The following is a 13,532-nucleotide window of genomic DNA, read 5'->3' as shown; positions in this document are numbered from 1 at the left end:
GGCCTACTTTTGTGCAACCTTGCGAGGCAATGTCACTTTCTCTTTTGAAAACCATCCGATAGAATAAGGTATAACTTGGGAATATGCTCAAAGGAGAAAATGAACCATGAAATGGTTGCGAAAAAATGGAATCTGGGTTGGATTAGCGGTGATTGCGGTGATTGTGTTGAGCGCGGTCTTTTTGGCCAATCCCAACACTTCGGCGACAGCCGCCCTGCCGAAGGAAGTGACCGTGGCCAAGGCGGCCGAACTGCGGGATGGGGGCGCGTTTATCCTGGATGTACGCCAGCCGGAGGAGTGGAACGCGGGGCACATTCCCGATGCCACCTTGATCCCGTTGGATCAATTGCCCAGCCGGGTTAATGAAGTGCCCAAGGACCAAACCGTGGTGGTGGTGTGCCGCTCTGGCAACCGCAGCGCGGCGGGACGGGATATTTTGCTGGAGGCGGGTTTTAAAAGCGTGACCAGCATGGGCGGGGGGATGAATTCGTGGGCGGCCAAAGGTCTGCCGATGGTGACCGGCCCGTAGGAAACGTTTGCACGTATGTCAAAAAAAGCCCAGGGCGCGCGCCCTGGGCTTTTTCGTACAGGCGAAACAGATTATGGATTGTTGACCCAGGCCAAACCCAACGCGGCCAGACCCTGAGGAATGGGCTGTCCGGTGGTCGGATCCCAACCGAGCATGGCGTAATATTCTTCTTTGGCGCGCTCAATCACGGCCGGGTCGAGGGCCACGCCCGCGGTGGGGCCTTCACCCTGAAGCGGCTGGAAGAATTTGGCAGGGAGCTGATCCTGAGCGCGGGTGAGGCCTTCGCGAGCGTTGAATGCGCGCATCAGGTTCAGACGGCGCTCGCCCACCTTGAGCAGCTCTTCCAGTGAGAAATCGCTCCAACCAGTGACATCCTGCATCATCTGAACGGTTTCCTGCGGGCCAAACATTTCCCAGCTGGGGCCCCAAACGAACTGACACAGACAGGCAGTATCCAGGAAGGAGTAAAACAACTGCGTCTTCAGGGCATAACGCACCTTTTCGCTGTCGAGGGAACCGGGGGCGAGAACTTGAGTAAGGCCAAGGAGGGCCAGGCGGTTCAGATAAAAATCGGAGGCGCCCTCTTCGATCATGGGATCGTGTTCGGAAGATTGGTGGTCGGCCCCAAAGGGGTTGACGGCGTAGATCAGGCCGAGGCTGCGTTTGGCCTGAGGCATGTGGGCGGGGGCTTCGGCGCCTTTGGCGGTAATGAGATAGGCATGCCCCTTGCCCAGGCGATCGGCGGCTCGACGAGAGCCGTCGGCCAGCACATCCCCAAAACCTTCGCGAGCCACCATTTGTTCCAGCAGGCGGATCATGGCCGCAGCGTCGCCGAAGGGCAGCGGGTAGCCGACATCCTCCGCGGTGATCAGACCGTTCTGGTAACATTCCATCGCCCAGGCGATGGTGGCGCCGGTGCCGATGGTGTCCAGACCGTTTTCATTGCAGATTTTGTTCGCCAGGCAGACAGCCGGAAGGTCATCCACGCCGCAGTAGGAGCCAAAGGTGCCCAGGGTTTCGTATTCCGGCCCGCCGTGCTGCCCTTCGACGGGGCGCCCCTGCCATTCGGTTTCCACCACGCGCTTGCAGCGGACGGCGCAGGCGAAACAGGTGTCGTTTTCTTTGAGGATGGTGTCTTTCATGGTCTCGCCGCTGATGTGGTCCGCCAGCGGGAATTGGCCCTGGGTGTAGTTCAGGGTGGGCAGACTGCCGATGGTGTTTTGAAAGCCAACCACGCTGGGGGTGCCGTATTCACGCAGGCCGAGGACATCACCGTTATTTTCAATATCCCCCGCGCCCCAGCGGGCCAACTGGCCGAGCCTTTGTGCATTGGCAAGGGGCAAACGGTGGGTTTTTCCGCGCACTGCGACCGCACGCAAATTCTTGGAGGCCATGACTGCCCCCATACCGGTGCGGCCGTTGGCGCGGTTGCTCATGTTGATGATGGCCGCCAGGCGCGTGCCTTTTTCGGCAGCGGGACCGCACTGGGCGATCTCAATTTTGGGATCCCCCAGCTCCTGCTTGATGAGCGCCTCTGCCTGGGAGGTGGTTTTGCCCCACAGGGCCGAGGCGTTGCGCAGCTCGGCTTCGCCATCGTGAATCCAGAGGTATTGGTAGGTGGGAGATTTGCCGGTGAAGACGATGCCGTCAAACCCGGCAAATTTCAGCTCCGCAGGGAAAAAGCCGCCGCACTGGGAATCGCCGATGCCGTCCACCAGAGGGGAGCGAGCATTGACGCACATGCGGCTTTGCCCGGAGATGGGAGCACCGGTGGGGGCAGAGAGCATCCAGGTGAGGACATTGGCCGGATCCAGGCCGTCAATGCCGGCGGGCACATGCTTGAGAATATAGACCAGGCCCATGGCAGAGCCGCCGATGTAGGTGCGGTAGAAGGATTCGTCGGGCGTTTCCACCCAAATTTTTCCCTGGGATAGATCAACGTGCAGAATCTTGCCTGTGTATCCGGTGAGCATGGTTTCCTCCTGAATGGCCTCTTGAGCATTTCTTTCGTAACAAACGAAGATCGTTGTGATGGTCTGCAAACGATCTATTGTGACGAGCGCTGTCGGCTGACGATTCTATTGATAAGGTGTGGATTTGATAAAGGAAGGCGTTTTTGCGTGAATAACTGCCTACCTTGATTATATAGAAATTTTTCGAAACGATTCGCGGAAATCCGGCAAAATAGGAACGCGGCACGTTTTCCTGTAGAACAGTCGTAAGGGCCGATCTGGGGTGGGAGTTCTGGTACGCCAGACGGGGGAATGGGGGCGCAACCTGAACGTCGGGAGAGGGTTTAAGCACACAGGCTGGAAGCGCACCACCATTTATACGTGAGGAAGGATGATGATGAACCCTCAAAACCGAATGATGACCGATGCGATGACCCCGCAAAGTTGGGGAGATTTGGGCTGGGAGGGGCCAGAGGGGGTGAGCCTTAACGACGCTGAAGGGGTGCGGCAGGTGCTGTTGGATTTGGAGAAACCCGCTGCAGCGGTTTGGCAGGATGGGCAGATTCGCCTGGTTTCGGACGGACAACCCCGGGCGAGGCACAGTTCTAGTGAGAGGCTTTGGGTGGGGTATGCAGCCCCGCGGCCGCTGGACAGCCTGGGCAGCCAGGAATTTTGCGCGGCGTACGGCACGCGCGCGGCGCTGTACGGCGGGGCGATGGCCAATGCGATTGCCTCGGAGGCGATGGTGACCGCTTTGGGGCAGGCGGGCTTGATGGGCTCCTTTGGGGCGGCGGGCTTAAGCCTGGAACGGGTGGAAGCTGCCTTGGAAAACTTACAAACTCAGCTTCCGCAAGGACCTTACGCCTTCAACTTGATTTTCAACCTGCACGACCCAGCGATGGAGATGCGCACAGCAGAACTCTACATAGCCCGTGGGGTGAGGGTGGTGGAGGCTTCGGCCTATGTGGATGTGACCGCGCCGCTGGTGTTGTACCGCGCCAGCGGACTGGAGGCGGACGAACAAGGACAGGTGCGAACCAGCAACCGACTGATCGTGAAGTTGTCGCGCCCAGAGGTGGCACAGCGCTTTTTGGCTCCGGCTCCGGCGGACGTGGTGGACAGCCTGCTGACGGCGGGCAAAATCACCCCCATGCAGGCAGAATTGCTGCGGCGGGCGCCGATGGCGGACGACATCACCGTGGAGGCGGATTCCGGCGGCCACACGGATAACCGCCCGTTGGTGTGCGTGCTGCCCGCCATTCGCCAATTGCGGGATGAGATGCTCGCGGAAGGGAAATCACCCTGGCGGGTACGGGTGGGGGCGGCCGGAGGGATCAGCACACCCGAAGCGGCGGCGGCAGCCCTGGCGATGGGGGCGGAGTATCTGGTGACGGGGTCGGTGAACCAGGCCTGCGTGGAATCGGGGGCTTCAGAGCACACGCGGCGGCTGTTGGCTGAGGCGGGTTTGGCGGATGTGACCATGGCCCCGGCGGCGGACATGTTTGAAATGGGTGTGCGGGTGCAGGTGCTGAAGCGCGGCACGCTGTTCCCCATGCGCGCGGCGAAGCTGTACGAGGTGTACTCGCGCTATCCGTCCATCGAGAGCATCCCCGCGGGGGAGCGTGAAAAGCTGGAAAAGCAGATTTTTCAACGCACGCTGGATTCGGTGTGGGAGGAGACGCGCCAATTCTTCGCGCAGCGCGACCCCAAAGAGCTGGCGCGGGCCGAGGCTGACCCTCATCAGAAGATGGCGTTGGTGTTCCGCTGGTATCTGGGATTATCTTCACGCTGGTCGAACCGCGGCGAGAAGGGGCGTGAGATGGACTACCAGATCTGGTGCGGTCCGGCGATGGGAGCTTTCAACATCTGGACGCAGGGCAGCTATTTGCAGCAGCCTGAAAACCGGCGGGTGGTGGATGTGAACCGCCACATCTTGATCGGTGCGGCCTATTTGAGCCGCTTGCAGGCGCTGGAAAATCAGGGGGTGCGCTTTCCGGAAGCGGTGCGGCGCTATTTCCCGCTGAGTCCCGCCTAGGGCTGGATTGGATGCTCATCTGGGGCCAGCTCTGCTGGCCCTTTTGCGTTTAAGGCACAGGTGAGAACGAAATCACCGCGGCGCTGCGCCCACAGACTTAGCGGTGCATCCACGGGCAGGCCGCGGGTTTGCACGGTAACAATCTGCCAGACAGAGGCCGAAGCCTGCCGGTGCAGCGCCTGCCAGGCGTGGGGATCAGCGCTGATTTCAATGCGGCGGGGATCCACGCTCAGACCCAGCCCCAGGGATTTGAGCACCGCTTCTTTGGCACTCCACAGCAGGGTGAACCAGACCGCCGGAGCGTTCGGTTCCGCCTTGGCGGCAAAGGCTTGTTCAGCAAGGGTGAAATAATCCTGGTAAAAGGCGGGGTGACGTTCTTCCACCCATTCCAGATCCACCCCCAAGGCAACGCCTGGGAGAGGGCAGCAGGCGCAGAACACCGCCCCGGCGCGGTGGCTGAGGGAAAGGCTGTAAGGTAGGGGTCGTCCTAGATGATGTAGGATGGGTGCGCCGGAAGGGCTGCGCATTAAAGCGTACTCGGTGGCTATGAAAGGCTGTCCAGCGGGCTGGAGGGCAGCCAGCAGGCGCTTTGCTGCCCAGCGCCCTGCCAGCCAATCGTCCCGGCGGCGGGGAAAGCGCAGCGTTCCCAGGTAGGCCGTCTCCGCTGGGCTGAGAAAAGACGGGGCAAGCGAAAAAAGCTCAGAGCCGGAGGGGTATTCTCCGGCTCTGAGAAACACCCAGGGGATCATGCGGCTGACCCGGAGGGGGGCTGGATGACGGCCTGCAGCGGGGCGAGCAGATCGGCGGATACGGAATAGGGCAGGGTTGCTGTGCGGTAGCCGTCCATTTCCAGGAAGACGCGCCCGGACGAATCCGTGACCCAGGCCTGAAACGACAGGCCGCCGTCGGGAAGGCGGCTGGGAACCACCCGCGCAAACAGGGGTTCTGCAGCCGCTTCGGGCTGAAGGTACACCTTGAGCCGGCCGATGGCGCTGGGCAGGCTGAGGCTGCCGGTGAGGCCCACTTCGTAGATGCCCGCGGTTTGCAGACACAGCTCCACCAAGATGGGGGCGGTTTCCAGGGGCTGCTGCGCGTAGGTGAAGGCAGGCAGGTCGGCGCGCAGGCGGCCCAGGACGGCTCCCTCGCTGGACTGCACGCAATCCAGGACCTGAAAGGCCGGGCCGTGGAAATACAGGCGGTAGATATCATCCGCACAAATCTTGGGCGCGCCGTTCCAATGCGGCGGCTGGATGGTGGGGGCGGCCAGGGACTGCCCCAGCGGCTGCAAGTGCACGCGGGCTTTGAAATGCTGCACGACTTCCGGTTGGCGACTGCGAAGGGCTAAGGTGGAATGCAGGCTGACCCGGGCTTCTAGACCGGCTTTCTCGTGGAAGACCTGGGCCTTCCAGGTGATGCGCCGTTTTTCACCGCGGTAGAACTTGAGGGGGGTGAGGAATTGGATGTCCTCCAGGCCGGTCACGCGGAATTCTCCCTGCTCGGAGGCGAGGCAGGTGGCCACATGGCGGGCGGCGGTGGCGAACCCTTCGATGCCCATGACGCCGGGGAGGAGGGGAACACCGTTGAGGGCGTGATCCTTCAGGAAGGGTTCCTGATTGGGATCCAGCTCGGCTTCCAGGCGCAGCCCTTCGTGCAGATCCATGCCAGCAGCACGGCTGAGCATGACGTGGATGGGCTGCCCAGCCGTGAGGGCCTGGTTGGCTTTTTCCAAATCCAGGCTTTCCAGGGCGGCGCGCGGCGAGGCTAAGTGGCCCAAGGCGCCCGCCAGGATGACTTCGCCTCCTCCGGAGGTGATCTCACGATAGACCAGGGGCGCGGCAGCAACGGGCTGGAGCATTTCGATGCCGGCTTTTTCCATTAATTTGGGGAGATTGCCGCGGCTGGCCATGCCGACCTCGGCCCAGGCCCCCCAATCCATGGTGATCCAGCGGGCGGCGGGGAAGCGGCCTTGCAGGTGGGCGCCGAGGCGGGCCAAGCCGTCATTGGCGGCGGCATAGTCGGTTTGACCGGCGTTGCCAAAGCGCCCGGCGATGGAACTGAAACTGACCACCGCCTTGGGCCAGCGATTAGCGCCTTGCAGAGCGCGCAGCAGGCCGGTGAAACCGCCCAATTTGACCGCCAGAACCTGCTGAATTTCGGAGTCGGGCTTGGATTCAAGCTTGCGGCTGCGCTCGGTTCCGGCGGCGTGGATGAACACATCTACCTGCGCCTCGCGCTGCTGCACCTGCTCAACCAACGCGGCGATTTGGTCGGGATCGGTGAGGTCGCAGGACAGGTAGGTGACCTGCACTCCGCGGGACTGCCATTGGCGAATTTCCCGCAGGGCGGCCGCGGAGCGCTCCAGAGCGGCCAGGCGGGCCTCCAAGACGGCGGGCGCCAAGCGCTGCCCCTGGCTGGCCGCCTGAGCGTGCCATTGGCGCAGCAGCTGACCGCGGTCTGACTGGAGCAGGAGCAGGTCGGGGTCGTTTTCAGCGGGCAAAGGACGGCTGCCCACCAAATAGAAACGCCCGCGGACGCGGCTGGCCAGGTCGCGCAGAATAGGCAGGACGATGCCCGCGGTTCCGCCGCTGATGAGGAACACGGGTTCTGGCCCCAGATCGAGGGTGGGGCTGGCGGCAGGGGCTTCGATCAACGAGAAGGTGAAGCGCTGTCCGTCCTGCCAGGCGATTTCCACCGCGCCGGGGTCGGAGAGACATTCGCCGGTGAGGCGTTCGGCCATCCAGGCGGGGCGAGCGTTTTTGGGGAAGTCCACATTCTTAATGAGGGCGGTAGGCCGCTCCCAGGCCAGCGACTTGGTGAAGCCGCTCAAGGCGCCGCCGCCCGGAGCGGCAGGGGAGGAGGCCCCATAGCCGCCCAGGCTGCCCATGCGCGTGGCGGTGAGGAGGAAGGCTGTGGGCGGCAGGGTGCGCATGACGGCGGCCAGGGCTAAGATGCGCTCTTCCACCGCCACGTACCATGCGCCGGAAGGCGATTCCAACACATCAGGCTCTGGCTCCAGCCCGCTGAGGCAGAAAACGCCCTGAATGGGACCGCTTTCGAGGGCCTGGGTGAGGGCGGACTGTACCTGGACAGCGGGGCCGCTGGGGATAAGGATGGGTTGGAGCTGTTGGGCTTCCAGACGGCGCTGGAGGGCTGCGGCGATTTTGGGCGCGCCCAAGATGAGCACGCGCACCCCCGCGCCCCAGGGGACGCCGGTGGGGGCGCACACGGCCAGGCGCGGGCGCAGCACAGCCCGCGGCACACGGCGCAGAATGGGCGCGCTGTCCGGCTCGATTGGCGCGGCCGCCGCCTCGGGTTCAGCTTGCGCGGCGGCAGGGGCGGCCTGCTGGTCGAGGACAAAGCGCTGGACTTTCTCCAGGGTGTTGTAATCGGAGAGACGCAGATCCTCACGGCGGGGGATGTTGTAATGCGTGCGTACGGCGGCGAACAGCTCGGCCTGCTTGACGGTGTCAATGCCCAGGTCAGTCTCCAGATCCAGATCGGGGTCGAGCATTTCGGGCGGGTAGCCGGTCTTTTCGCTGACCAGTTGGGTGATGAAAGCCTTGACCGCATCCACCTGCGGCGCGGAGGGCTGAGGTTCTACCTGTGTGGGTGGTGTTTGCAGGGGGGATATGGCCGGGGAGGGCTGGGGTTCTGCCTGCGTGGGCGGTGTTTCCAGGGGAGATACCGGTTGGGAGGGCTGAGAGGGCTGCCCCAGGGCGCTGGTGACAAAACCCGCCACGCGCGCGAGGGTGTTGTAATCCGAAAGGCGCAAATCCTCGCGGCGGGGGATATTGTAATGGGTGCGCACGGCGGCGAAGAGTTCAGCCTGCTTGACGGTGTCAATGCCCAAATCAGCTTCCAGATCCAGATCGGGGTCGAGCATTTCGGCCGGATAACCGGTTTTCTCGCTGACCTGCTGGGTGATGAAGGCAAGCACGGCGGCTGTATCCGGCGTTGAGGTTGGGGCTGGAGCTGTGGGGACGGGCAGGGGCTGCACGTTGATTTCTGGTTGTGCGGGGAGTTCCTCTATCATGACAGCAGCAGGTGCGGGGGCTTCGGCCCAGGCCGTGGGGACGGCTCCGGGACGCCAGGAGGACGGCTGCGGTTTTTGGGCGGGCGGACCGGCATGGCGGATGCGCAGCGTGTGCTGCACCACCTCGGTCTCCGGCTGGGCCGCGCCGGAAACGGCTTTCAGCCAGTCCTGATAGCGGCGGGGGTCTTTTCGCCCGTGGGGGGCGGGAATCTTGCGGAAGAGAGCCATAGCAATTTGCGAGCCAAAGCCAGCGCCCAGGCGCAGGGCATATTCCACGGGAGCCGAGCCGCCTTTGGAGAGGTTCAGGTCGCCTAGCTCAGGGTCCGGCTGAAAATCCTCGTCGTAATGGGCGATCGGAGGAACCTGTCCCAGTTCCAGGGCTTTGGCAGCGACGACATCCTCGACGCCGACGCCCATGGTGTGGCCGGTGAAGCCTTTTGTATTGGTGATGAGGATCTGGTTGGCCTGGGCGCCGAAGGTACGGCGCAGGGCGTGAATTTCGGCCGAGGCGCTGCCTCCGCGGGCAGGGGTATAGGTCTCGTGCGACATGAACAGGGCGCGCGGGGCGATCTGGCTGCGCGAGAGGCCAAAGCGCTGTTCAGCCTGCAGCAGGAGGGTTTCCATCACGCGGCTGACGTGATCCACGTCCAGGCGAGTGCCGTGGAAGGCGGAGTTGCCAATCTGCGCGGCGAGCAGTTCACAAATGCCGGTCATGCCGCGTTCCAGCAGAGCATCCTGGGCTTCGACCACCAGGGCGGCAGCGGCCACGCCCATGATCATGCCGTTGCGGCGGCGGTCAAAGGGCAGGGCGGCCAGGCGCAGGGCGCCTTCGGTGGTGGCGGCGCCGGAAGCCAGCAGGCCGGTTCCCACCCAGCGGGAAAGCGCGCCGCTGGTGACATCATCGCCGGAGATGATGACCACCCGCCGCGCACGCCCGGCGCGGATCCAATCTTCGGCGACGGCCAGGGCGTGGGTGGTGGTGGCGCAGGCAGCATTGACGTGGGTATTGGGGCCGCGGGCGCCGATGGCTTCGGCAAACTGAGCGTGGCCCATGGAGAGGATGCGGAAGATGAAGCGCCGGTCGAAATGATAATCCAGCGCGTCCAGTTGGGCTTGCAGGGCTTTCAGTCGGGATTGAATTTCCGCTGCGACCGGGGAGGATGCGCTACCGTTGAGGGCCTGGGCCAATTGCTGCAGCTCGGCCATGCGCGAGAGGATTTGCTGGTGCTGGGAGAAACGCTCGGTTTCCTCGGCCATGCGGTCGAGCCCAGGGAAGGCCGAGCCAAAGATCACGCCGGTTTCATCGCGCAGCGGCTCAGGCAGCATCCAGCGGTGAGGCAGCAGGGTGCCTTTGCTGGTTTCACGGTAATCCATCACCAGGGGAATGCCGGCGTCGCGCAGGGCTTCGATGCCCGCGGCGATGGCCAGCTGAGTGCTGATGTCGGTGGCTTCGGTGCGGTCGGCGGGAATGCCGAAATCGGCTTCCAAATCAAAATGGCCGCGCTGTCCGGCCAGTTTCACCGTTTGCTCCAGGTCATCAATGGTCTGCATGACCGCGCCGGATTCACTTTTCACCAGACGGGTGACGCGCCTTTGCAGCATGGCCGCACGGGTTTCTTCGGGCAGGGGTTCAATGCGGCTGTCTCCGCTGAGGATGCGGGCGACATTATCTTCTGCGAACATATCCACCTGACGTCCGGGCAGTCCCAGCCCCGCGCCGGAGATGACCACCGAACCGGATGGGCGGGGGAAGGAGGGAGCGGATGGGGCCGCCGAGACCTGCGGCTGGGGAGCCGGCACCAAGGCCGGGGAGGAGGGTTGGGCTGGGCGGGCACCCGCGGCGTACAGACCGCAGAGGGCTTCCTGGAAGGAGAGAACCCCGCCCTTGCGGGGGTGATTGGTTGAAAGGGCCAGCCAACCGCCCCGGTCTTTGAGAATGTCGCTGAGCAGAGCGGTGAGGACACGCTTGGGGCCGACCTCCACGAAGGTGCGCACGCCCTCATTCCACAGAGTCTGGACGCCGCGGATGAACTGCACCGGTGCAGCTACCTGCTGGGCCAGCAGATCCAGAACGGCAGCGGGCTGGGCGGGGTAGGCCTGGCCGGTGACGTTAGCGACGACGGGGATGCGCGGGGATTGCATCTGCATGCGGCTGATCACCTGGCGCAGGGGTTCGCTGGCGGGGGCGACGATTTTGGAATGGAAGGCGTGTGAAACCGGGATTTTGACCGCCTGGATGTTGGCGGATTGGAACAAGGCGATGGCGGCTTCCACCGCGGCGGTTTCCCCGGCGATGACCGATTGGACGGGGCTGTTCAGGTTGGCGATGACCACGTAGCCGGGGACCTGCTGGAGCAGACGCTGCACTTCGCCAATCGGGCCGGAAACGGCAGCCATACAGCCGTTATCGGCCATGGCCACTTTGCTCATCTCGCGCCCGCGCGCGCTGACCACTTCCAGGGCTTCGGCGAAGGTGAGCACACCCGCGGCCACCAGGGCGGCATATTCGCCCAGACTGTGGCCGATGACCCAGTCGGGGGAAAAGCCGTACTGCTGCAAGAGGCGCAGCAGGGCCACATTGGCGGTGAGGACAGCGGGCTGGGTGATGGCGGTGTTGCGCAGTTCCTGTTCGGCGCGGCTGGTATCCGGCTCGTCTGGGCGGGTGAAGATGAAATCGGTGAGGGGCCGCCCTAAAATGGGGGTCATGACCGCGTCGGCCTCTTCGAAGGTGCGTTGGATGACCGGCTCCACGGGGCACAGATCGCGGAGCATATCCGCGTACTGAGACCCCTGCCCTGGGAAGAGGAAGGCGGTCTTGCCCGGCTGGTGGGCGGCGTAGAAGATGCCCTGAGTGGCCAGGGCGGCCCAACCCGCAGCAGAGGACGTTTGCAGGGCTTTTTGTGCCTTTTCCAGGCGTTTGGCGGTCTCGGCGGGGCTAGCAGGGTCGCCGATGAGGGCCAGACGGTGTGCCTGGGGAGGTTCCGCGGGGGCAGGCTGGGCTGGACGGCCTTCCGCCCAGGCCGCGGCGGTGTGTTCGACCTGCGCATTCAGGGCTTCAACCGTGGGCGCGGACAAAAAGAGCAGGTCCTGGCTCAGCGAGGCGCTGGGCGCAGGCTGGGCTGCGGACTGCGCACTTGGGACGGGTGCGGCTGGGGCGGGAATGGGCGCGGCAGCCGGCTGGGAAGGACGGCTGCTGGTGACGAAAGCAGCCACTTTTTCCAGGGTATTGTAATCCGACAGGCGCAGGTCTTCGCGGCGGGGGATGTCGTAATGGCTGCGAACCGCGGCGAACAGCTCGGCTTGTTTGACGGTATCCACCCCCAGGTCAGCTTCCAGATCGAGGCTGGAATCGAGCATTTCGGGGGGATAGCCGGTTTTTTCGGCGACCAGGGCGGTCACCCATTGAAGCACCTGAGCGTCCTCCGCGGCGGGCGCGGCGGCGGCTGCCGGCGTAAGGACGGGGGTGGGGGCGGCCTCGGCGGCGCTGAGGGCCGCACCGGGGTACAGGCGAGAGGCTGAGAGGGCCACACCCGGCACGTATTCATCCACGACCACGTGGAAATTGGTGCCGCCGAAGCCAAAGGAGCTGAGCGCAGCCCGGCGGGGGTGCTCACCGCGGTTTTCCCAGTCCGTTAACTGGGTGGGCACGCGGAAGGGCGTGGTATGGAACGGGATTTGCGGGTTGGGCTGTTCAAAATTCACCGAGGGCGGAATTTGACGGTGGTGCAGGGACAGCACCACCTTGAGCAGACCGGCGGCCCCGGCGGCGCTTTTGAGATGGCCGATGTTGGATTTCACCGAGCCGAGGGCCACGGACTGAGCAGGCAGGTTGGAGGCGCCCAGGGCATCGTTAAGGCTGGCGACTTCCACCACATCCCCGACGCGGGTGGAAGTGCCGTGACCTTCGATCATGCCGATGGTAGCGGGGTCGAGGCCGGCGTTCTGCCAGGCGCGCAGGATGGCACGCTGCTGACCGGCGGGGTTGGGGGCGGTGATGCCCTTGCCTTTGCCGTCCGAACTGGAGCCGATGCCGCGCACCACGGCGTAGATGGTATCGCCATCTTTTTCGGCGTCCTCCAGGCGTTTGAGCAGGAAGAGGGCTGCGCCTTCGCCCATGACAAAACCATTGGCCCCCGCCGCATAGGGACGGGATCCGTCGGGGCTGAGGGCGCCGATTTTGCTGAATTTGACGAACGACTCAACCCCCATGTTGCGGTCCACACCGCCGGTGAGGACGGCGTCAAAATGGTAGGCGTTGAGGCCTTCCACGGCGGATTGGAGGGCCGCCAGAGAGGAGGCGCAGGCGGCATCGGTGACGAAGTTGGGGCCGGCGAAGTTGAAAACGTTGGAGACGCGGCCGGCGATGATGTTGGACAGCTCGCCCGGCATGGTATCTTCGGTGATGGCAGGGATGGCGCTTTGCAGCTTGCGGCTGAAGCCGCCGAGGAGGGCCTGCTGGACGGACGCCGGCAGATTTTGAAAATCCTCCACTTCGGAGAGGGCGGAGAGGAATTCGGGCAGATGAATGCGCAGGCTGGTGCGGTAATGATATTCACCGGCGAGGGCGTTGCCCAGGATGACGGCCACCCGTTCGGGGTTCAGGCTGCGCTGGGGATAGCCGTAATGATCCAGGGCCTGACGGGCAGCGGCAATGGCCCATTTTTGGGCGTCATCCATGGCATTGAGCACGCTGAGCGGGATGGGAATGCCCAGTTTGAGGGGTTCGAAGCTGAAGCCCTGCACCCATGCGCCGATTTTGGTGTAGGTCTTATCGGGAACGGATGGGTCAGGGTCAAAATAGAGGGCCGGGTCCCAGCGCCCCAAAGGGACGGGACGGACGGCGTGATAGCCGCTCTTGAGTCGTTCCCAAAAGATGGGGACGTCGTGAGCGTCCGGTAAAATTGCCCCCAGGCCGACAACGGCAACGGGTTTCATTTCGTTCATGGAAAGTGCCTCGCAAAAAAATAGGGTGGCAGGCGGCGC

At 63.7% G+C, this 13,532-nt stretch carries 5 protein-coding genes; 2 read left to right on the top strand and 3 right to left on the bottom strand.

What is annotated here, in order from left to right; all coding sequences use genetic code 11:
* Positions 1-106 precede the first annotated feature (106 nt).
* Complete coding sequence (locus ADN01_RS08525) at positions 107-529, top strand: rhodanese-like domain-containing protein (RefSeq protein ID WP_082142824.1); 423 nt, start codon at positions 107-109, stop codon at positions 527-529.
* A gap of 71 nt (positions 530-600) precedes the next feature.
* Here the strand turns inward: ADN01_RS08525 and ADN01_RS08520 are convergent, their stop codons facing one another.
* Complete coding sequence (locus ADN01_RS08520) at positions 601-2,502, bottom strand: aldehyde ferredoxin oxidoreductase family protein (RefSeq protein WP_062418670.1); 1,902 nt, start codon at positions 2,500-2,502, stop codon at positions 601-603.
* A gap of 376 nt (positions 2,503-2,878) precedes the next feature.
* On the opposite strand from ADN01_RS08520, the gene ADN01_RS08515 reads away from it, so the two are divergent.
* Positions 2,879-4,516, top strand: a complete 1,638-nt coding sequence (locus tag ADN01_RS08515; RefSeq protein WP_201778659.1) for a PfaD family polyunsaturated fatty acid/polyketide biosynthesis protein — start codon at positions 2,879-2,881, stop codon at positions 4,514-4,516.
* Here the strand turns inward: ADN01_RS08515 and ADN01_RS08510 are convergent.
* Together ADN01_RS08510 and ADN01_RS08505 are read right to left on the bottom strand one after the other, a co-directional pair.
* Positions 4,513-5,265, bottom strand: a complete 753-nt coding sequence (locus ADN01_RS08510; RefSeq protein WP_062418668.1) for a 4'-phosphopantetheinyl transferase family protein — start codon at positions 5,263-5,265, stop codon at positions 4,513-4,515. The two genes, ADN01_RS08515 and ADN01_RS08510, sit on opposite strands and share 4 nt — an antisense overlap.
* A complete protein-coding gene (locus tag ADN01_RS08505; RefSeq protein WP_075071072.1) occupies positions 5,262-13,493 on the bottom strand; it encodes a type I polyketide synthase in 8,232 nt (2,743 codons plus the stop codon). Before ADN01_RS08505 ends, ADN01_RS08510 begins: the two co-directional genes overlap by 4 nt.
* Between the last annotated feature and the right edge of the window lie 39 nt (positions 13,494-13,532).

Origin of the sequence: Levilinea saccharolytica, assembly GCF_001306035.1 — a bacterium.
GTDB lineage: Bacteria > Chloroflexota > Anaerolineae > Anaerolineales > Anaerolineaceae > Levilinea > Levilinea saccharolytica.
Note: the sequence above shows the minus strand (reverse complement) of the source record. Positions and strands in the feature narration are given on the sequence as shown.

Coding starts and splice junctions, on each gene's coding strand:
- ADN01_RS08515 (WP_201778659.1), top strand. CDS start 2,879: ATGAACCCTCAAAACCGAATGATGACCGATGCGATGACCCCGCAAAGT.
- ADN01_RS08520 (WP_062418670.1), bottom strand. CDS start 2,502: ATGCTCACCGGATACACAGGCAAGATTCTGCACGTTGATCTATCCCAG.
- ADN01_RS08525 (WP_082142824.1), top strand. CDS start 107: ATGAAATGGTTGCGAAAAAATGGAATCTGGGTTGGATTAGCGGTGATT.
- ADN01_RS08505 (WP_075071072.1), bottom strand. CDS start 13,493: ATGAACGAAATGAAACCCGTTGCCGTTGTCGGCCTGGGGGCAATTTTA.
- ADN01_RS08510 (WP_062418668.1), bottom strand. CDS start 5,265: ATGATCCCCTGGGTGTTTCTCAGAGCCGGAGAATACCCCTCCGGCTCT.